The organism is Vibrio sp. 10N.239.311.G01 (genome assembly GCF_041465805.1).
Classification (GTDB): domain Bacteria; phylum Pseudomonadota; class Gammaproteobacteria; order Enterobacterales; family Vibrionaceae; genus Vibrio; species Vibrio crassostreae_C.
Genome location: NZ_JBFSRM010000035.1, coordinates 17,046 through 36,699, shown reverse-complemented (window position 1 = coordinate 36,699; position 19,654 = coordinate 17,046). Strand labels below are relative to the sequence as shown.

Here is a 19,654-nt window from a genome sequence, read left to right as displayed (position 1 = left end):
CGGCCTGTCACGCCGGGGGTCGCGGGTTCGAGTCCCGTCCACTCCGCCACTTATTCGATAACCTCGCCTAGTGCGAGGTTTTTTCGAATCTGAAGTAATGAAAGTTTTAGGGGTGTAGCTCCAATTGGCAGAGCAGCGGATTCCAAATCCGCGTGTTGGGAGTTCGAATCTCTCCCCCCCTGCCATATTTAAAGCTCCAGCAGAAATGCTGGAGCTTTTTTGTATCTGTCACTTTTTCAAAGTGACGTTGAGGACCGGAGTGTCAGCCAAGTCGACTATATTGATCCCCATCGAAGCAGAAATCCTAGAGTCTTTTTGATTTATATTTGTTCGATTTTTAATTGATAATTACCTACCTTGAATAGAATATTGTCTTAGAAATGTAAGTGCTTACTTATCTCAGTCTCTTTTATAAGCAATTAACAACACAATCCACACTTCTTTATGAGAATTATTCTCAATATTTTGTTACATTTTGGTCGTTATTACTAAAAGGCAACAAATATGGATATTTCCCGTCGTAAGTTTATTCAATCATCTCTCGCTATATCTGCATTAACAGTACTACCCGCTTGTTCAATGAAGCGGTCTGCTGATGAGCAAGGAAAGTATGTTTATGACTTAACTGCTGAACCTTCAACGGCTGAGTTAGTAGCGGGATTTGATACCAATGTCTTAGCCTTTAATGGACAGATCCCAGCTCCGACGATTCGATGTCGACAGGGTGAAAAGGTCACAATTCGTTTTACGAATAAGCTATCAGAGCCGACGACTATCCATTGGCATGGCTTAAGAATTCCTATCGAAATGGACGGTGTTCCCTTCTTAAGTCAGCCACCGATCATGCCAGGTGAAACATTCATTTATGAGTTTACGCCGCCAGATGCTGGCACATTTTGGTATCACCCACATATGAATAGCGTTAAACAGCTTGGTAAGGGCTTAGTTGGCCTTATTATCGTAGAAGAGAGTAATCCAATACGGTTCGATGAAGAACACGCATTGATGCTTAAACATTGGCATATCGATAAGCAAGGTCAATGGAAAGACTTAATGATTCCAAGACTCAGTGCTCGTATGGGCACTCCAGGAGAGTGGAGTAGCGTTAATGGTGTTCATGAACCTGTATACCAATTAAAGCAGCACGCAACGACTCGACTGCGTATCGCGAATGTCGATAATACGATCACTTATCCTATTGCTATCGAAGGGGCTGAGGCATGGGTGATTGCCATCGATGGTAACCCTGTAAAAACGCCTTACAAACTGACTCAACATAAAATCGGTCCAGGGATGCGTGTTGATATCGGACTGATCGCTCCTAAAGCTGGTGAGCGAGTTAACGTTCTCCATATGAAGGGGCGTTTCCCATTTTCTTTGTGTGAATTTGAAGTCGTAGATTCAGCATTTGCTCAAGGACGTTCGTTACCATTACTACCATTGAATCCAGTGCCCAACCTAGATCTTGCTAATGCTGAAGAGATCGACTTTTTATTTGAATGGGAAGGGGCTGTTTCTCCAGTATCCAAAGATGGAAAATCGATGCCTAAGTTTTGGCTAACAAATAAAAGAGCATGGGAAGGAATGAGCAAAGACAATATTCCTGAACCATTGGCGACTTTAGAGTTGGGTAAGACTTACATATTCGATCTTAAGAACGTCACTCAATATCATCACCCGATTCATATTCATGGTCATACATTTACTGTATTGGAACTTGATGGTAAAAAAATTGAAGAGCCTTTCCATACCGATACAGTGTTACTTGGAAAAAATGGCCGAGCTAAAGCTGCATTTGTTGCAGACAACCCCGGACGCTGGATGTACCACTGTCATGTAATTGAGCACATGAAAACAGGATTGATGGGATATATTGAAGTTAAGTGACACCTGTAACGTTTAATATTTGCGCATGCATTCTTAGTTTCTACCCTCGCTTTTATCGGCGTTAAAGCTAGAATATAGGGATTATTGTTTGGGAGGATTCATGGGTCAGTTATCTATTCTAGGTTTTATCGCCATCGGTGGCGCGTTTGGTGCTTGTTCACGTTACTTGATTTCAGAGTTATGCGTTGTGATGTTAGGGCGTGGTTTTCCTTACGGTACGCTGACTGTTAACGTAATTGGCTCTTTGATTATGGGATTGCTCATCGCCGCGTTTGAAAATGAGATGGTTGCGACGGAGCCGTGGAGACAAATTATCGGTCTTGGTTTCCTTGGAGCCCTGACGACATTTTCTACGTTTTCGATGGATAACGTGCTTCTTATGCAGCAGGGTGCGTTCTTCAAGATGGGGCTCAATGTACTGCTCAATGTGGTTCTCAGTATTTCAGCCGCATGGATCGGCTTCCAACTTCTGATAAAGTCTTAAAACTTTCTTACGATTTGTTAACAACTCGGCTTGGTTTATCCAAGCCGTTTTTATATACTCGATCGTACTTGTCGGAGTGCCATATGGCTGAGACCGTTAACTCGGGATCCGTTGAACCTGATCAGGCTAATACCTGCGAAGGGAACAAGAGTAGATATCTAACTAGAATCCTTCTAGAGATCTATCTCCAGATCACAACTGCATTTTCTTGCTGTGATCCCTCTTGTAGCATCTTATCCGTCAAGCATTTTTATCCCTATAAATAATGGCTAAAAGCCAAGGAAAAATGCTATGTCGAGTCGTAAACAAGCAAGACTGGAAGCGAAGAATTTCATTGATTCTTTATCTGTACAACCTTATCCAAACTCAAAAAAAGCTTACATCCAAGGATCTCGAGAGGACATTCAAGTCCCTGTCCGAGAAATATCACTCGCTGATAGCCTTGTTGGTGGTACCAAAAAAGAGCTTGTATTCGAACCTAATGTACCCATTCAAGTTTACGATACCTCAGGTGTTTACACAGACCCTACACATCAAATAGACCTGTATAGCGGTCTTCCTAAGTTGCGAGAGCAATGGATTGAAGAGCGTGGTGATACGGAACTGTTAGACGACGTAAGCTCTGTTTACACCAAAGAACGTTTAGAAGATGAAACTCTAGACGACCTTCGCTACGGCAACCTGCCTAGAATTCGTCGCGCAACAGACAACCAATGTGTTACTCAGCTGCACTATGCTCGTCAGGGTATTATCACACCTGAAATGGAGTACATTGCCATACGTGAGAACATGGGACGTCAGAAGTTCGCTGATGAGCAGCTTAACCATCAACACCCTGGCCATAATTTTGGCGCAAACCTACCGAAAGAGATCACTCCTGAGTTCGTGCGTAAAGAGGTTGCTGAAGGTCGAGCTATTATCCCTTCAAACATTAACCACCCAGAATCAGAACCGATGATTATTGGTCGAAACTTCTTAGTGAAAGTGAACGCTAATATCGGTAACTCTTCAGTAAGCTCTTCGATTGAAGAAGAAGTTGAGAAGCTAGTATGGTCGACTCGCTGGGGTGGCGATACCGTGATGGACCTTTCTACTGGTCGTAATATTCACGAGACTCGCGAATGGATCCTACGTAATAGCCCAGTACCAATTGGCACGGTTCCTATGTATCAAGCGCTTGAAAAAGTGAATGGCGTTGCGGAAGACCTTAACTGGGAAGTGATGCGCGATACCTTGATTGAACAAGCAGAGCAGGGTGTTGATTACTTTACTATCCACGCAGGCTTATTGCTTCGCTACGTTCCTATGACCGCTAAACGTGTGACTGGTATTGTCTCTCGTGGCGGCTCCATCATCGCGAAATGGTGTCTTGCTCATCACCAAGAAAGTTTCCTTTATACCCACTTCCGTGAGATCTGTGAGATCTGTGCGAAGTACGATGTTGCTCTGTCATTAGGTGACGGTTTACGCCCGGGCTCAATTGCAGATGCTAATGATGAGGCTCAATTCTCGGAGTTACGTACTCTAGGTGAGTTGACTAAAGTGGCTTGGGAATATGACGTTCAGGTGATCATTGAAGGCCCTGGACATGTACCAATGCACCTGATTAAAGAGAATATGGACGAGCAGTTAGAGCACTGTCATGAAGCGCCTTTCTATACTTTAGGCCCATTGACGACAGATATTGCCCCTGGTTACGACCATATTACCTCTGGTATTGGCGCGGCCATGATTGGTTGGTACGGCTGTGCGATGCTGTGTTATGTCACCCCTAAAGAGCACCTAGGCTTACCAAATAAAGAAGATGTGAAGACTGGCTTGATTACTTACAAGCTAGCAGCACACGCAGCGGACCTTGCGAAAGGGCACCCAGGCGCACAAATCCGAGATAATGCATTATCTAAAGCACGTTTTGAATTCCGTTGGGAAGACCAATTTAATCTAGCTTTAGACCCTGAAACAGCCCGTTCTTTCCACGATGAAACCCTGCCACAAGAATCGGGCAAGGTTGCTCACTTCTGCTCTATGTGTGGACCTAAATTCTGTTCAATGAAGATCTCTCAAGAAGTTCGAGAGTACGCGAAAGACACTGAACAAGTGGCTGCTGATCAGGCTATCGAGATTAAGATGCTTGATAATCCGTTGGAAGGGATGCGTCAGAAATCACAAGAGTTCCGTGATACTGGCTCTGAACTTTATCACCCAGCAGTAGGCGCAAAAGAAGCTCAATCAGAGGAATAATGACAGTGAAGATTCTTATCCCATCTCAAAATATTGAGCTAACGGGAGAGGTGCAAAGCTGTCTATTGGTTGCTAAGCGACAAGGCTTGGCAACCGATGCAGTTGAGTTGGGTGTAAGCCCAACTCAATGCTTCTCTATCGTTGATGCTCAGCAAGCGTTATCTATTGGTTTTGCTCATGATGTTGATTCATTGGCGGAGTGTCGCTCAAGTGAGCTTGATCATATCGTTTATTACAGTCATTCAGTGGCGCTAGCTGGTGTCCGCGATGCCTTGGCACAAACTCCGAATACCATCTATATCGGTGTCTTAGATGACTCAGCTGCATTGGATATCTGGTCACAGCTAGATTCTAATCGTGCTATCAAGAGTGAAACTCCAGCTCATCAGGAGTTAGATAGTCGTGGCCACTTTGCTTGGTTACTTACTTTGTTGGCGTTGGAATTCCCATTAGAAGATGCACTGGTTTTAGCTCGCGCAGCATCTAGTGTTTCACGTGGAACATGGCCAGCAAACTATCAAAACTTTCCTATTCCCGTTCTCGAAGATGAGCGACTGGATATTAGTGTTGGTTGGGCGCACCAAGGAACATCACTGTCGTTCCCGGAATTGAGTAAGAGTAGCCTAGGACTATACCCAGTGGTTGATGATGTTGAGTGGATCGAAAGGCTGCTCAAGCTTGGAATTAACACAGTTCAACTGCGTATTAAGAACCCACAGCAAGCAGATTTAGAACAACAAATCGCGCGATCTATCGAACTCGGTAGAGAGCACAACGCTCAGGTTTTTATCAATGACTATTGGCAATTGGCACTTAAGCATGATGCTTTTGGTGTTCATTTGGGGCAAGAGGACATCGAAGAATCCAACCTATCTCAACTGAGCCAAGCTGGTATTAAGATCGGTCTATCGACTCATGGTTATTACGAGTTGCTACGCATTGTGCAAATCAACCCAAGCTATATTGCGCTGGGGCATATATTCCCAACCACCACTAAGCAGATGCCATCGAAGCCTCAAGGACTTGTGCGTTTATCTCTCTATCAGCAGCTGATTGATACTATCCCATACACAGAAGAACTCACCGGTTATCCGACAGTTGCGATTGGTGGAATTGACCAGTCGACGGCCGCACAGGTGTGGAGTTGTGGGGTATCGAGCCTTGCTGTTGTACGTGCGATTACGTTAGCCGAAGACCCAAAACAAGTGATTGAGTTCTTCGAAGCATTAATGGCTGACCGTTCTTCAGGTGCTGCTAAAGAGGTAACTCAGGAGCTAAGTCATGCTGAATGATTTCGAATTCATTCGTTATCAACGACAACTCGCACTTCCTGAAGTGGGTGAGCAAGGGCAACGCAATCTATTAGATAGCCATGTATTGGTCATCGGTTGTGGTGGCTTAGGCAATGCTGCGGCTCTCTATCTTGCGGCTTCCGGTATCGGGAAAATCGTATTAGTTGATGATGATTGTGTGGATTCGTCTAACCTTCAACGACAAGTTGCGTTCAAGGAAAGCCAGTTAGGTTCGCCTAAGGTCGAAGCTCTGAAGCAAAAACTGACTGAGCTTAATGGTCGAAACCAAGTGAGAACCATCAATAGGCGAATGACTCAGAGCCAGCTTGAGCTTGAGGTGATGCTCGCTGATTTGGTGTTGGATTGTACTGACAACTTTGAGTCACGTCAGCAGGTTAACCAAGCATGTTATGGTAGCAAGACACCTTTGGTTTCTGGTTCCGCGATCGGATGGAAAGGTCAGTTTATTGTCTTTGATTATCAGATGCAGAAAGGGTGCTATCACTGTTTGTTCCCGTTCAGTCATCATCCACAAACGACACGTTGTAGCGATAGCGGCATCATCGGCCCAGTTGTTGGCACCATAGGCAACCTCCAAGCACTGGCAGCGATTCAACGTATTAGCACTGGCGAGTTCCAGGTTGCAACACATCAGCTCAAACTGTTTGATGGTCAGACGATGAACTGGCAAAACTTAAGTGTCACTCAAGATAGTGAATGCCCCGTTTGCTGCACATCTACAGTTAACTATTTAGAAGAAGAAACCCAATGAGCAACATAACGATCTCTATCAATGAGCAACCAGAACAGGTTGCACAATCGTCGTCTCTAGCGGATATCATCCAAGCGCTTTCACTACCCGATCTGGGTTGTGTCTTTGCTATCAATAATGCGGTTGTCCCGCGTAGTCAGTGGCAACAAAGGGTCGTCAATGAAGGCGATGCTATTTCTCTTTTCCAAGCTATTGCAGGAGGCTAACTATGTTAACTATCGCAGATAAAACATTTCAATCACGACTCTTTACTGGAACGGGCAAGTTCGCGAATAAACATTTAATGGCGAGTGCTATCGAAGCTTCCGGTTCTCAACTGGCAACCATGGCGTTGAAGAGAGTTGATATTCGCTCTGAGCAAGATGATATTTTACAGCCCATCATTGATGCTGGCGTGAACTTGTTACCAAATACCTCCGGGGCGAAGAACGCGAAGGATGCCATCTTTGCTGCGCATTTGGCTCGCGAAGCGCTAGGCACAAACTGGCTCAAACTGGAAATTCACCCTGATCCAAAGTACTTGATGCCAGACCCAATTGAGACATTAAAAGCGGCTGAGCAACTGGTTAAAGATGGCTTTGTTGTGTTGCCTTACTGTCATGCTGACCCAGTGTTGTGTAAACGATTGGAAGAGGTGGGTTGTGCTGCGGTTATGCCGCTAGGTGCGCCGATTGGGTCGAACAAAGGTATCGCTTCGGCAGACTTCTTAGAGATCATTATCGACCAAGCGAACGTCCCTGTGATTGTTGACGCTGGTATTGGTGCGCCATCTCATGCTACTCGTGCAATGGAAATGGGCGCGGATGCCGTGTTAGTTAATACTGCAATTGCGGCTTCTCAACAACCCGTTGATATGGCGATTGCTTTTAAACTGGCAGTTGAAGCTGGCCGTATGGCTTACCTTTCTGGTCTTGCTGGACAGGTGTCTCATGCGGTTGCTTCTAGTCCGCTAACTTCATTCCTAGACGAGTAGTGTCCTTATGACGTTTGTTGATCGATTTAAACAGCTCAACTGGGATGACATTGGTATGTCCATCTTCAGTAAAACGGCAGCGGATGTTGAGCGCGCTCTGAGTAAACCTAAACGCGACTTGGAAGACTTTAAGGCTCTTATCTCTCCGGCAGCAGAACCTTACTTAGAGCAGATGGCGCAACAATCGTTGGCACTCACACGCAAGCGATTCGGCAATACAATGTCGTTGTATATTCCATTGTACCTCTCAAACTTATGTGCGAATGCGTGCACGTATTGTGGTTTCTCAATGGAGAACCGCATTAAGCGTCGCACACTTACTTTAGATGAAATCGATGCTGAAAGTGCCGCTATCAAAAAGATGAAGTTTGATAGTGTATTGTTGGTGACTGGTGAACATGAAACCAAGGTCGGGATGAAGTACTTCCGTGAAGTGCTACCGAATATTAAGGCACAATTTAACTATCTTGCGATGGAAGTGCAGCCGCTTGATCAACATGACTACGCAGAGCTTAAAACTCTCGGCTTAGATGCGGTGATGGTTTACCAAGAAACGTATAGCCCAAGTACCTACGCGGAACACCACTTGCGTGGCAATAAAATGGATTTTGAATACCGGCTCGAAACGCCCGATCGTTTGGCAAAAGCGGGTATTGATAAGATAGGTATTGGCGCTTTGATTGGCTTGGAAGATTGGCGTACCGACTGTTTCTTCGTGGCCGCTCACTTAGACTATCTTGAGCGTACTTATTGGCAAACACGTTACTCGATTTCATTCCCACGTCTTCGTCCGTGTGAGGGTGGTTTGCAGCCTAAATCGATTATGAGTGATAAACAGTTGGTTCAACTTATCTGTGCGTATCGCTTATTAAACCCTGAGGTTGAATTGTCTCTCTCGACTCGTGAGTCTGCAGCTTTCCGCGACAATGTGTTGCCATTGGGAATCACCAGTATGTCGGCTGCGTCTAAAACCCAGCCTGGTGGTTATGCTTCTGATGAAGAAGAACTCGAGCAATTTGAAATAAGTGATGAGCGAAGTGCTGCCGATGTTGAGTCAATGATTCGTCAACGTGGTTTTGATCCTGTGTGGCGAGACTGGCACAGTGCTTACTCTGGTTAGCGAACACACAGATTTATGTTCCACGTGAAACATCGACGAAGTTAAATCGACAAATAAAAACGGCTACCCTAAGGTAGCCGTTTTTCATTTCATTAAGTTTGAATTAGCTAAGCATTAAGCATGAGCAAGTGGAGTGGTTGATTGGCGTAACCATTCCAATGTATCACCTTCAACTAATGGGCTAACATCGTTCCATACTTTCTGGTGGTAATCATTAAGCCATGCAAGTTCAGGTCGTGTCAGTAAATCGACGTTGATGTTGCGCTTATCGATAGGGCAACGTGTTAGCGACTCAAACGTTAGTACTGAGAAGTCACCTTGAGTTGGCAGCTCAACCACCAGTTCTAGGTTTTCGATACGGATACCAAATTCATCTGCACGGTAGTAACCCGGCTCGTTTGATAACACCATGCCTTCAACAAGAGGTACATCGATTAGCTTCTTAGAGATGCTTTGCGGACCTTCATGAACACTTAGGAAATGACCAACACCGTGACCAGTACCGTGGTCGTAGTCGAAGCCTTCTGCCCATAAGTGTTGGCGAGCTAGAATATCAAGTTGGAAACCACGAGTACCCTGTGGGAAACGTGCACGCGCGATACCGATGTGACCTTTAAGCGCTAACGTGAACTGCTGGATCATTTCGTCGCTTGGCTGGCCAATCGCGATAGTTCGAGTGATGTCGGTTGTACCATCTAGGTACTGACCGCCTGAATCGACTAGGTAAAGAGTATTCATCTCTAACTTACCTGGTTCAGGTTGGTTCTCGTGGTTGTAGTGACACATTGCTGCGTTACCGCCTGCAGCTGAAATAGTGTCAAAACTTAGGTCCATCAGTGTTGGGTCTTGTTCACGGAATGATTGTACTTTGTCAGCCAATACCGCTTCGTTGTGTAGGTTACCTTGCGCGACTTCGGCATCAATCCAAGATAGGAATTTCGCCATCGCAACACCATCACGAATGTGACACGCTTTCATGCCTGCAATCTCAGTTGCGTTCTTAGCGGCTTTTGGCATGAGACACGGGTCTGCTGCTTCAATGATGTGAGCGCCAGAGTTTTGTAGAACCAGCGTGTACCAAGCGTTACTGGTACCTGAATCGACAGACACATTGTTACCTTCTAGAGACTGAAGACGCGCTTCAAGCTCTGATGGGGGAGAAACTCGAATACCATTACCAACGTGCGCTTCAAAGCCTGCAGGGATACGAGCGGGGTCTAAGAAGAAATCGACACTTTCATCGGCGTGAATGATTGCATTAGATAACACAACCGGCAGACGAGATACGTCTAAACCACGAATGTTGAGTAACCAGCAGATTGAATCCAGCTCAGTAAGGATAGCGGCATCAGTGCCTTTGGCTTTTAGTAGGCTTGCAATTTCTTCACGCTTACTTTCACTTGATTGGCCAACGGCGTCGGTTGCCATGAGGCGAACATCAGATACAACAGGCTCAGGGCGATCAGACCAAAGCTCATCAATCGGGTTTGCCGCTAGTGTTGTGAGTTCTACTTTATCAGCTAGTTTAGCTTGTGCGCCTTTCAACCAAGCCGCCGTATGCATGCGTGGGTCGAATGCAACTTTACTGCCTTGTGCGAGTGAATTGATGATCCAATCTAAAGCCGGTTCTTCAATAAGATGGCGATACTCAAATAGCTCACCAGGTACTTGTTTACGAACCTGGACGGTATAGCGACCATCAACAAAAATAGCCGCGTTTTCGCGAGTGATAACAGCCGCACCTGCAGAGCCAGTGAAACCGGTTAGCCAGTGAAGTCGCTCGTTGTGAGCTGGAACGTATTCACCTAGGTACTCGTCTTCATGTGGAATGATAACAGCATCTAAGTGGTTTGCTTCAAGCCAAGCTCGAACCGCAGTAACGCGTTCCGCAGTGATATTGTGCATCTGTGTTTATCCTTATTGTTAGGGTCCTTGTTAACACTCACAGTCGATATAAATGCGAGGGGACTTATTAGGTCAATAAGCTAGCGCTTTTGTTCGTTTGCTGCAAACGCTGAACGCCATTTTTATCTGAGGTGCAGAGTTTTTTCTTTGATGATATCTCGCAACCAAGTTAAGGCTGGGTCGTTTTCTCTATCACGGTGCCAAAACAGGGTGTATGCCATTGGTGGAAATTCCATTGGCAGAGGCACAACCACTAAGTCGAGTTGCTTCGCGACAAGATGGGTGAAGTGGCTTGGTGCGGTAAATACAAAGTCGGTGTAGGTACACAGGCTTGCCGCACTGTTGAAGTCGGGCACAGAGATAGCAATATCACGTTGGTGACCAAGGTCAGCTAGTTTGTAATCGAGTAGCCAGCGATCGTTTCCATCACACCTTACTTGTACATGACGTTGTGCAAGGTAGGTTTCCAGATCCCATTGACCACTCAGAGCAGGGTGGTTACGTCTCAATACACACATCTGTGCATCTCGGTAGATCTCTTGTTCGCAAATATCATCTGGCGGCAACATGGTTAAACGCGCGTCGTTGATGTCGATGTCTTTACCCGTGAGTCCGATATCGAGTTCACCAAGCTGTAATTTCTTAAAGGTTTGCTCCGTCCAAGCGTGAGTGTTGATATTTACCTTCGGTGCTTGGCGAAAAATCGCGGGCAAGAAGTGAGGAAGAATCAACGGGTAGACACTTTCAACCGCTGCAATGTGAAAACTGTGGTCACTGTTGTTGGGAATGAATGTCTCCGGTTGGGTGAGCACATCAAGTTGATTGATCAGTGTTTCCAACCGTGGCTTAAGGAACACTGCTTTTGGTGTCGGGCGTAGGCCGTGTGCACTTCGCGTAAAAAGAGGGTCATTAAATTGTTCGCGAAGTTTGGCCAATGATTTACTCACCGCTGACTGGCTCAGGCACAATCGATGTGCAGTGCGTGTAACACTCAGCTCTTCCATTAGCACCTGCAAGCAAACTAGTAGATTGAGGTCGAGGCGCGATAGTTTCTCGATATTCATGTGAGTTTCCTTATTGGAATAATGCTAATGATTATATGCCATTTTTGTTCATATCTTTAGTTGGTTATTATGCACCTAAATTAACTCATCCGGAGAATCTTGTGCCTTCTAACGCGCTTCCAACCCCTAGTAAACTGCAGGTTGCTTTATTGGCAATGCTGGTTCTTTTTAGCCCTTTGGCTATTGATATCTACCTGCCAGCTCTGCCACAAATTTCGACAGCGTTTCACGTGGAACATGCACTAGCACAAGATACGATTACTTGGTTTTTATTTGCCATGGGTGTCGGCCAACTATTTGCCGGCCCTTTGGCGGATAAGCTAGGACGTCGAACCGTTGCATTGGGAGGTGTTAGTATCTATGCATTGAGTGCTTGCTTGGCGTGGGCAGCTCAATCGATTGATATGATGCTAATAGCTCGGCTGCTACAAGGCTTAGGAGCTTGTGCGACTTCTGTAGCTGCCTTTGCAACGGTTCGCGATCTATTTGGTCCAGAGAAGAGTGGCCGAATGATCAGCTACCTTAATGGTGCTATTTGCTTTATTCCTGCATTGGCACCGATTCTTGGCGCTTGGTTAACTCATCAATTTGGCTGGCGTTCGAACTTCAGCTTTATGGCGGGTTTTGCCGTCGTTGTCGGTACTATCTTATTCTTCCAAATGAAAGAATCGAACCCGGTGACGGAAAAGGTAGCGGTGTTCAAACTAGAGCGCTACTGGTCAGTATTAAAAACACCTTCATTCCTATTCCACGCAACTCTATGTTTGATGGCGATGGCAGTGATCCTCGCTTATGTAACCTCAGCACCGGTTGTGTTGATGGAGAACCTTGGCTTAACCATGAAAGAGTTTACTTTCTGGTTTGGTGTTAATGCGGCCATCAACATTGCAGCTGCGTTTACTGCACCTAAATTTATGGACCGTTTTGGTACCTATAAAGCACTGGTGGTTGGTATCTCGACGCTGGGCTTAGCGGGTGTGATTATGTTGGTGCTTGCTGAGCACGCTACTCCAATCGCGTTCATGCTACCGATCTTCTTATCGTCAGTTGGCTTTGCTTGGATTCTTGGTGCTGCGGCAGGTAAAGCTCTAGAACCTTTCGGTGACCGTGCGGGTACAGCTGCTGCGCTGCTTGGCTTGTTCCAAATGAGCGGTTCAGGGCTTCTTGTGGGTACCATGCAACGTCTTGATTTAACGTCGCAAGTGATGATTGCTCTGCAAATGTTCCTGATTGTTCCTGCGTTATTAGTGCTTGCGAGCAAAGCGGGTAAGTCTTGGCACACGACGTTTGCTAAGGCATAAGTTACAAGGGTGACAAAATATACAAATGGCGGTTTTCGAAACGTTAAAACATGGTATATTTGTCACTCATTGAAACGTTAGTCCCCAACGGAAAATACTGTAATGTCATTAACAACCTACGAAATGGCGCGCGTCTTAGAACAAATGGAAGATGCACCTGAAAAGGTCATGTTTGGTAAACTGCTTAAAGAGCTAGGCAACCAAAGTGAAGAGCGTATTCGCAGTGCGGCAAAACAAGTTCCAATCGATACTTTGCGAGATATCATTTACCAATTTCAGCGTGTGGTAGAGTCTCGTAAGGGTGAGCAGGTTCAGCTATTGGCAAAAGAACTTGCAGAGCAAGGCATCTCTGCTGAAGAGCTACAAGCTTTTCTAAATAAGTAAGCTTATCCCAGTTAAAAAAGAAACCACTCAATTGATTGGTTTCTTGCGTTTGGGCTGTAGCATTTAGCTTTAGCAGTTCAAAAGAGGTGAAAACTTATTTTAATTCCTGAACTGCGCTTTCAAAACTCTATCAAGTGAGAATGGTCCTGCGCCCCACACGACAACGATAAGAATCATTAACCCCCAAAGCTGATGATCGTAGAAGCCTTGATCCCACAATACAGGGTAAGACACGACAGCAATGATATTGAAAACGAACAACACCGCAGCCATAGGTCGTGTTAATAAACCGAGCGCTAAAAACATCGGTAGAATTAACTCAGCGGCAGTGCCCATGTAAGCAGCCAATTCCCAAGGTAGCAGTGGCACTTGGTATTCCAATTCAAACAAGTAAAGCGTGCTATCCCAAGTAGCTATCTTGGTGAGTCCAGAATTAAAGAATACCCACGCCACCCAAAGGCGACAAAATAGTAGAAGCACTGGAACAAAAAGTGCCTGTGATTTCTCAATCAAACTGTCGTATTGAGCCATCATGTTCGTGACTGTGTTGTTATCCATGTTATGCCTCCAATTCGGCATTGATTGAAAAACCTGAGATGACGTTTAGCGCCATAACAGTATTCAGATGTTGTAGTAATAAAGGATCGATTGCTGAGAGTGTTCGACCTGATTGCAATTCAGTGAGGAGTTGGTGGCTCTCTTCACTCAAACTATGGCTCTCAACCTGTGAATTCTCAGCTCGGATTAACACCCCAAATTCAGCTTGGTTGATGTCTAGCCCATCAAGTTGCTGCTGATAGATGGCGTGTTCAAGCGCGATAATCGTGTAACTAGAATGAATCAGTGTTATTGAATCTTTGAGATGAAAGACTAAAGCGCCTTGTTGCTCTTGTGGTACATCTGCAAGGCAAGAAAGAGGTCTCTGGTCGACATGTGCTTGTGACGAAAACCTTACCAAGCTATCTTTCTGCCATTCATACAAAGCCACTTCACCGAGATAAGGTGCAGCCTCAATAACGGCAGGAAAGGCTTGGATAGTCTGTTCAAAGTGTTCACCGTAACCACTGACATCACCAGAGGTCGATGGATAATGTAAGACATGTTGACGAGCCATCTGTTGGAAGCACTCTTCACCAACCAACATTTCAGTGAGTGGGTAGGTTGCTGCCAGAACTTCGCTCAAGCTGATCACAAAGTTATTACGGTAAATCTGGATGCGTTGTTCATCGGTAAAATGGTCGCTCACTATGTCGCAGTACTCACCATTGTTTTGATAGCGTAGGGCGTTAGCAAACTCCAATTGAACCTCTGCTAGGGAGTGGCTCATGAGGCGCGACTCCTTTGGTTGAACTTGTCGTGTTGATACAAGATATCACTGGCTTTGGTTGCTTCAGCCAATAAAACTTGTGGCTCTGGGATATCGAGATCCCACTCAATCAAGGTATGGCGCAAACCATGTTGTGCAACCCAGTCAGTGTAGAGTTTCCACACTTCGTCACAGACAGGTTTACTGTGTGTGTCTATCCAGATCTCACCTTGTTCAAGCTTCTTTTTGGTAAAACCTGCCAAGTGAATCTCTTCAACTTTGTCTGCTGGTATTCCGTTTAAGTACTCTTCACAACTAAAGCCATGATTAAAAGATGAGACGAAAATATTATTGAAATCGAGCAGTAGGCGACACTCAGTACGCTTTTGTACCTCAGCCAAAAACTCCCACTCAGGAATAGTAGAATGCTTGAAGGATAGGTAGCTCGATGGGTTCTCAATCAACATCGGGCGTTGCAAGCTGTCTTGAACCTCGATGACATTACGACAGAAGACTTCCAATGCTTCTTCTGTGTAAGGCAGCGGTAGCAAGTCATTGAAATAATGACCACTTGTCTGACTCCAACTGAGATGATCAGAAACCAAGAAGGGTTCGATATCATCAATGAGCTCTTTTAATTGCACAAGATGATGTTGATTGATGCGCTCAACAGAACCTAGCGACAACCCAACACCGTGACAACTGATGTTGTGTGCGTGACGAATTTCTCTGAGTTGTTGTCGTTGCGGTGATTGAGCTAAGAAGTAGTTCTCGCTGTGAACTTCTAACCAACTTACTAAGGCTGGATTTTGGCTAAAGAAGTCCAAGTGCGGTGTTCTAAGGCCAACCCCTGCGTAGGGGTGAAGAGTTTGAGTCACAACGATTCTCCTAACAAGAAGTGGAGGTGAGCTGAATGTCAGCTCACCATACTAAGCAGCTCAATTATGATGATTGAGTGTTACCACCTGATAATTTGCCACATAGCCCTTTAGGTACGACTACGAACGCATCGGATTGGTTGTCTTCTTTTGCTGTACCCGCACATGAGCTTGTTTTGGTTGCACAATCATTTTGGCCAGCTTTTGCCACGCCGTAGCATTTTTCTTTTGCTGCTGCTTCCGCAGGTGCTGATGTAAGAACTGCACCGCCGAACGCTAGTACACTTGTGATTGCAGCTGTAACAGCAAGATTAGAATTTTTCATAGTCATTCCCTCTAGGACTTAATAGTATTTTATATCGCAGGTTAATGGATTGTTAACTTGCTTACTAAAAAGGATAGGAAGAACTAGGAAATAATTTCACGACATTATAAGAAATATCAATATTAATGATGAGTTACCTTTTAAGTTGCTGATTTTACGATGTTAATTTTTGAATGTTTTTTCTTCTTATTATCCTAAACGCAGCCTAGTGTTTAGGTTATAATCAACTTTTATGTATAAATACCCAGTAGTGAGCATATTCAATGATAGATCCTTCGCTTTTACTCGATGGCCTAAACGACAAACAACGTGAGGCGGTCGCAGCACCTTTAGAAAACCTACTTATTCTGGCAGGTGCTGGCAGTGGTAAAACGCGAGTATTGGTGCATCGTATCGCTTGGTTACAAAGCGTAGAGCAAGCATCACCGTTCTCTATCATGTCGGTTACCTTCACCAACAAAGCGGCAGCAGAGATGCGTGGTCGTATTGAAGAGTTGATGATGGGTAGCTCGTCGGGCATGTGGAACGGCACCTTCCACGGTATCTGTCACCGCATCCTTCGTGCTCACTACCTAGATGCAAAACTGCCAGAAGACTTCCAGATCATTGATTCAGATGATCAGATTCGTTTGCTGCGTCGCTTAATCAAGGCGCAAAACCTTGATGAAAAGCAGTGGCCTGCCAAGCAAGCTTCTTGGTGGATCAATGGCAAGAAAGACGAAGGGCTGCGCCCAAGTCACATTGACGCCTACCATGATCCAATAACTCAAACGTGGTTAAAGATTTACTCTGCTTACCAAGAGGCATGTGATCGTGCTGGCTTGGTCGACTTTGCTGAAATCTTGTTGCGATCGCATGAGCTATTGCGCGATAAGAAACACATCCGCGAGCACTACCAAGCTCGCTTTAAGCACATTCTTGTCGACGAATTCCAAGATACCAACAACATCCAATACGCTTGGTTACGTATGATGGCGGGCCCGGATTGTCGCGTGATGATCGTGGGTGATGATGACCAATCTATCTATGGCTGGCGTGGCGCTAAAATTGAAAATATTCAGAAGTTCTTGGATGAATTCCCAGGTGCTTCAACGGTTCGACTCGAACAAAACTACCGTTCAACCAAAACCATTCTTCAGGCGTCGAACGAGCTTATCTCGAACAACACTGAGCGTATGGGTAAAGAGCTGTGGACTGATGGCAACGATGGCGAGCCAATCTCAGTTTACTCAGCTTATAACGAGTTAGATGAAGCGCGTTTCACGGTCAGCAAAATCAAAGAGTGGCAAGAGAAAGGCGGTGCGTTAGAAGATACCGCGATGCTTTATCGTAATAACGCCCAATCTCGTGTGCTTGAAGAAGCGCTTATCCAAGGTGGCCTGCCTTACCGAATCTACGGTGGCATGCGATTCTTCGAGCGTCAAGAAATCAGAGACGCCTTGAGCTACATGCGCCTCATGAGCAACCGCAATAATGATGCCGCGTTTGAACGTGTGGTTAATACGCCAACGCGTGGCTTGGGTGATAAAACGTTAGAAACGATTCGTCTTGCTGCTCGTGATCGTGGTGCAACCATGTGGGAAGCCAGTGTTGCTTTGATAGAAGAGCAAGTGCTACCCGGTCGTGCTGCGGGCGCATTAAGTCGTTTTATCGAGCTGATTAATGCGCTTGAAGATGACACGTTGGAACTTAGCCTGCATGAACAAACCGACCACGTGATTAAATCGTCGGGTCTGTTTGCTATGTACGAGCAAGAGAAGGGTGAGAAGTCGAAGGCACGTATCGAGAACTTGGAAGAATTGGTAACGGCAACGCGCCAGTTTGAAAAGCCGGAAGAAGCGGATGAGATGAGCATGCTGACGGCGTTCTTAACTCACGCAGCTTTGGAAGCGGGTGAAGGTCAGGCCGATGAGTTTGACGATGCGGTTCAGTTAATGACTTTGCACAGTGCTAAAGGCCTAGAGTTTCCAATGGTGTTTATGGTGGGTGTCGAAGAAGGCATGTTCCCAAGCCAGATGTCGGCCGAAGAAGCGGGGCGTTTAGAAGAAGAGCGTCGCCTGTGCTATGTCGGTATGACCCGTGCGATGGAGAAGCTCTACATCACTTATGCTGAAATGCGTCGTTTGTATGGTCAAGACAAGTACCACAAGCCATCTCGTTTTATTCGTGAACTACCAGAAACCTGTCTGGATGAGGTTCGTATGAAAGCGCAAGTGAGTCGTCCTGCTAGCAGTGGCCGCTTTAGCCAAACCGCCGTGAAAGAGAACTTTAACGAAACAGGCTTTAGTTTGGGTTCTCGCGTTAAGCACCCTAAGTTTGGTGAAGGCACTATCATCAACTTCGAGGGAAGTGGCCCGCAGAGCCGAGTTCAAGTCGCGTTTAACGGTGAAGGCATCAAGTGGTTAGTAACGGCTTACGCTCGTTTAGAACAGTTGTAATCTGCTACTTCGGTATCTAAAAATCGTTCATTATTAAAAACAGAAAGAGCAGCCAATGGCTGCTCTTTTTATTACTTTGTACCGACCTAAATTAGGTTAATACGAGCTGAAGACATTGTTGCCTCAAAGTGAGACTTACAGTGCTGCAAGTGCCGCTTCGTAGTTTGGCTCTTCAGTGATCTCTGCAACCAACTCGCTGTGTGTCACCACACCTTTTTCATCAACAACGACAACGGCACGTGTTGTTAGGCCTGATAGTGGGCCTTCAGCGATCGCTACGCCGTAGTCTGATGTGAATGTAGGAGAACGGAAAGTTGAAGCGTGTTGAACGCCTTCAATGCTTTCTAGTTCACAGAAGCGGCCCGCAGCAAACGGTAGGTCAGCAGAAATACAAACAACAACCGTGTTCTCAAGTTCTGCTGCTTTTGCGTTGAACGTACGTACGCTCGTTGCACAAGTTGCTGTGTCGATACTTGGGAAGATGTTTAGAACCACTTTCTTGCCTTCAAGAGAAGCAAGAGTCAGTTCAGAAAGGTCGCCTGCAGTCAGTGCAAAGCTTGGTGCTTGTTCGCCAGTTTGTGGGAATGTGCCTGTTAGTGGTACAGCAGCGCCTTTGAAGGTAACGTGTGACATGAATTTGTCCTTAGTTTAATTATGGTTATGAAACTAGTTGAGCCTAGTAAGACTTACGTTACTCGGAAGTGGTTAAGAAGTGAATGCTTTAAATGTCAGAATTGTAATTAAAGGTCTTTGATTTATTTGTTTGAGAGAGGAATAAGTGAAACGACAGATAAAGAAAAACCCCGAGAGCTTGCGCTCATCGGGGTCTATAGTCTTACTCGCAGCAATCCGGCTACTAAGTGTGCTCCATGCATCAAATCCATGATAGTGTGCTGTTATCCTTCAGCGTATTCCTTTCGTCGCCTTCCTAGCGGTGTCCTTGATCTTATCCTGATCTGCCAACAATCCTCGTTAGCGCGCGTCACTTGTTCCTTGAGCGGTGTCCTTTACATCATCCTGATGTTCAGTCCTTTCCTCGTCCAGAGGTGTCCATTGTCTTTCCTTAGTAGCAACCATCCTAGTTACTATTGCGTCCATTCAATGTCCATTTCGCTATCCATGCCGATTATTCATCCTGAGTAATCGAATCTTCATCCTGAAGATAACCAAGTCCTTGGCGTTTCCTGTTCCGTGTCAGCATCCTTCCGACACCATTCATATTACCGATTCCTTATTTATCAGCAATGGTGCATAAGCGAATTTCTATATAATTATTTGAACGAT

The 19,654-nt window shown here is 45.5% G+C and carries 18 protein-coding genes, 1 tRNA gene and 1 riboswitch; of the genes, 12 read left to right on the top strand and 7 right to left on the bottom strand.

All coding sequences use genetic code 11. From position 1 onward, the window contains the following. Positions 1-108: 108 nt before the first annotated feature. The 9 genes from AB6D06_RS20560 (at position 109) to thiH (ending at position 8,769) form a co-directional block, all read left to right on the top strand. A tRNA-Trp gene (locus AB6D06_RS20560) sits at positions 109-185 on the top strand. A gap of 319 nt (positions 186-504) precedes the next feature. Continuing rightward, positions 505-1,887 carry a multicopper oxidase family protein gene (locus AB6D06_RS20555; protein ID WP_372111659.1) on the top strand — a complete coding sequence of 461 codons (1,383 nt, stop codon included), beginning with the start codon at positions 505-507 and terminating at the stop codon, positions 1,885-1,887. A gap of 100 nt (positions 1,888-1,987) precedes the next feature. Beyond that, positions 1,988-2,371: a fluoride efflux transporter CrcB gene (gene crcB / locus AB6D06_RS20550; RefSeq protein ID WP_004736665.1), complete on the top strand. Its 384-nt coding sequence runs from the start codon at positions 1,988-1,990 to the stop codon at positions 2,369-2,371. A gap of 62 nt (positions 2,372-2,433) precedes the next feature. Next, positions 2,434-2,532: riboswitch (TPP riboswitch) on the top strand. 130 nt (positions 2,533-2,662) lie between these two features. Then, positions 2,663-4,612: a phosphomethylpyrimidine synthase ThiC gene (thiC, locus tag AB6D06_RS20545; RefSeq protein ID WP_372111656.1), complete on the top strand. Its 1,950-nt coding sequence runs from the start codon at positions 2,663-2,665 to the stop codon at positions 4,610-4,612. Beyond that, positions 4,612-5,904 (top strand): thiamine phosphate synthase, encoded by a 1,293-nt coding sequence (locus tag AB6D06_RS20540; protein ID WP_017061314.1) that lies wholly within the window; start codon positions 4,612-4,614, stop codon positions 5,902-5,904. The genes thiC and AB6D06_RS20540 overlap by 1 nt, the downstream gene beginning before the upstream one ends. Continuing rightward, on the top strand, positions 5,894-6,676 hold the full coding sequence (locus tag AB6D06_RS20535) for a ThiF family adenylyltransferase (protein ID WP_372111653.1): 783 nt from the start codon (positions 5,894-5,896) through the stop codon (positions 6,674-6,676). The genes AB6D06_RS20540 and AB6D06_RS20535 overlap by 11 nt, the downstream gene beginning before the upstream one ends. Continuing rightward, positions 6,673-6,882, top strand: coding sequence for a sulfur carrier protein ThiS (thiS, locus tag AB6D06_RS20530; protein WP_017061316.1), 210 nt, complete (start codon positions 6,673-6,675; stop codon positions 6,880-6,882). The genes AB6D06_RS20535 and thiS overlap by 4 nt, the downstream gene beginning before the upstream one ends. 2 nt (positions 6,883-6,884) lie before the next feature. Beyond that, positions 6,885-7,649 (top strand): thiazole synthase, encoded by a 765-nt coding sequence (locus tag AB6D06_RS20525; RefSeq protein ID WP_017072448.1) that lies wholly within the window; start codon positions 6,885-6,887, stop codon positions 7,647-7,649. 7 nt (positions 7,650-7,656) lie between these two features. Continuing rightward, the gene (gene thiH / locus AB6D06_RS20520; protein WP_102428196.1) at positions 7,657-8,769 is read left to right on the top strand and encodes a 2-iminoacetate synthase ThiH; all 1,113 of its coding nucleotides are present in this window, start codon (positions 7,657-7,659) and stop codon (positions 8,767-8,769) included. A 114-nt stretch (positions 8,770-8,883) separates the two neighbouring features. Here the strand turns inward: thiH and AB6D06_RS20515 are convergent, their stop codons facing one another. Both AB6D06_RS20515 and AB6D06_RS20510 read right to left on the bottom strand, forming a co-directional pair. Beyond that, positions 8,884-10,674 carry an aminopeptidase P family protein gene (locus AB6D06_RS20515; protein WP_372111648.1) on the bottom strand — a complete coding sequence of 597 codons (1,791 nt, stop codon included), beginning with the start codon at positions 10,672-10,674 and terminating at the stop codon, positions 8,884-8,886. A gap of 122 nt (positions 10,675-10,796) precedes the next feature. Continuing rightward, entirely contained in the window at positions 10,797-11,738 is a 942-nt protein-coding gene (locus AB6D06_RS20510) for a LysR substrate-binding domain-containing protein (RefSeq protein ID WP_008221529.1), read from the bottom strand. A 101-nt stretch (positions 11,739-11,839) separates the two neighbouring features. On the opposite strand from AB6D06_RS20510, the gene AB6D06_RS20505 reads away from it, so the two are divergent. Next, complete coding sequence (locus AB6D06_RS20505; RefSeq protein ID WP_198599892.1) at positions 11,840-13,039, top strand: multidrug effflux MFS transporter; 1,200 nt, start codon at positions 11,840-11,842, stop codon at positions 13,037-13,039. A gap of 102 nt (positions 13,040-13,141) precedes the next feature. Beyond that, the gene (locus tag AB6D06_RS20500) at positions 13,142-13,423 is read left to right on the top strand and encodes a hypothetical protein (RefSeq protein ID WP_009848181.1); all 282 of its coding nucleotides are present in this window, start codon (positions 13,142-13,144) and stop codon (positions 13,421-13,423) included. A 99-nt stretch (positions 13,424-13,522) separates the two neighbouring features. Here AB6D06_RS20500 and AB6D06_RS20495 read toward each other — a convergent pair whose 3' ends face one another. From AB6D06_RS20495 to AB6D06_RS20480, 4 genes are all read right to left on the bottom strand, one after another. Continuing rightward, on the bottom strand, positions 13,523-13,981 hold the full coding sequence (locus tag AB6D06_RS20495) for a DoxX family protein (RefSeq protein ID WP_017061322.1): 459 nt from the start codon (positions 13,979-13,981) through the stop codon (positions 13,523-13,525). A 1-nt stretch (position 13,982) separates the two neighbouring features. Further along, the gene (locus AB6D06_RS20490; RefSeq protein ID WP_017061323.1) at positions 13,983-14,750 is read right to left on the bottom strand and encodes a DNA-binding domain-containing protein; all 768 of its coding nucleotides are present in this window, start codon (positions 14,748-14,750) and stop codon (positions 13,983-13,985) included. After that, positions 14,747-15,607, bottom strand: coding sequence for a DUF692 domain-containing protein (locus AB6D06_RS20485; RefSeq protein WP_372102432.1), 861 nt, complete (start codon positions 15,605-15,607; stop codon positions 14,747-14,749). Before AB6D06_RS20485 ends, AB6D06_RS20490 begins: the two co-directional genes overlap by 4 nt. Positions 15,608-15,671: 64 nt before the next feature. Then, positions 15,672-15,932: a DUF2282 domain-containing protein gene (locus AB6D06_RS20480; protein WP_004736650.1), complete on the bottom strand. Its 261-nt coding sequence runs from the start codon at positions 15,930-15,932 to the stop codon at positions 15,672-15,674. 263 nt (positions 15,933-16,195) lie between these two features. Here AB6D06_RS20480 and uvrD point away from each other — a divergent pair, with 263 nt between their 5' ends. Continuing rightward, positions 16,196-18,370, top strand: coding sequence for a DNA helicase II (gene uvrD / locus AB6D06_RS20475; RefSeq protein ID WP_017062987.1), 2,175 nt, complete (start codon positions 16,196-16,198; stop codon positions 18,368-18,370). A 135-nt stretch (positions 18,371-18,505) separates the two neighbouring features. Here uvrD and tpx read toward each other — a convergent pair whose 3' ends face one another. Beyond that, positions 18,506-19,003, bottom strand: coding sequence for a thiol peroxidase (tpx, locus tag AB6D06_RS20470; protein ID WP_372111643.1), 498 nt, complete (start codon positions 19,001-19,003; stop codon positions 18,506-18,508). Between the last annotated feature and the right edge of the window lie 651 nt (positions 19,004-19,654).

What these genes read in the sequence shown, in the direction of transcription:
- AB6D06_RS20555 (WP_372111659.1), top strand. Translation starts at nt 505, where the DNA reads ATGGATATTTCCCGTCGTAAGTTTATTCAATCATCTCTCGCTATATCT.
- crcB (WP_004736665.1), top strand. Translation starts at nt 1,988, where the DNA reads ATGGGTCAGTTATCTATTCTAGGTTTTATCGCCATCGGTGGCGCGTTT.
- thiC (WP_372111656.1), top strand. Translation starts at nt 2,663, where the DNA reads ATGTCGAGTCGTAAACAAGCAAGACTGGAAGCGAAGAATTTCATTGAT.
- AB6D06_RS20540 (WP_017061314.1), top strand. Translation starts at nt 4,612, where the DNA reads ATGACAGTGAAGATTCTTATCCCATCTCAAAATATTGAGCTAACGGGA.
- AB6D06_RS20535 (WP_372111653.1), top strand. Translation starts at nt 5,894, where the DNA reads ATGCTGAATGATTTCGAATTCATTCGTTATCAACGACAACTCGCACTT.
- thiS (WP_017061316.1), top strand. Translation starts at nt 6,673, where the DNA reads ATGAGCAACATAACGATCTCTATCAATGAGCAACCAGAACAGGTTGCA.
- AB6D06_RS20525 (WP_017072448.1), top strand. Translation starts at nt 6,885, where the DNA reads ATGTTAACTATCGCAGATAAAACATTTCAATCACGACTCTTTACTGGA.
- thiH (WP_102428196.1), top strand. Translation starts at nt 7,657, where the DNA reads ATGACGTTTGTTGATCGATTTAAACAGCTCAACTGGGATGACATTGGT.
- AB6D06_RS20515 (WP_372111648.1), bottom strand. Translation starts at nt 10,674, where the DNA reads ATGCACAATATCACTGCGGAACGCGTTACTGCGGTTCGAGCTTGGCTT.
- AB6D06_RS20510 (WP_008221529.1), bottom strand. Translation starts at nt 11,738, where the DNA reads ATGAATATCGAGAAACTATCGCGCCTCGACCTCAATCTACTAGTTTGC.
- AB6D06_RS20500 (WP_009848181.1), top strand. Translation starts at nt 13,142, where the DNA reads ATGTCATTAACAACCTACGAAATGGCGCGCGTCTTAGAACAAATGGAA.
- AB6D06_RS20495 (WP_017061322.1), bottom strand. Translation starts at nt 13,981, where the DNA reads ATGGATAACAACACAGTCACGAACATGATGGCTCAATACGACAGTTTG.
- AB6D06_RS20490 (WP_017061323.1), bottom strand. Translation starts at nt 14,750, where the DNA reads ATGAGCCACTCCCTAGCAGAGGTTCAATTGGAGTTTGCTAACGCCCTA.
- AB6D06_RS20480 (WP_004736650.1), bottom strand. Translation starts at nt 15,932, where the DNA reads ATGAAAAATTCTAATCTTGCTGTTACAGCTGCAATCACAAGTGTACTA.
- uvrD (WP_017062987.1), top strand. Translation starts at nt 16,196, where the DNA reads ATGATAGATCCTTCGCTTTTACTCGATGGCCTAAACGACAAACAACGT.
- tpx (WP_372111643.1), bottom strand. Translation starts at nt 19,003, where the DNA reads ATGTCACACGTTACCTTCAAAGGCGCTGCTGTACCACTAACAGGCACA.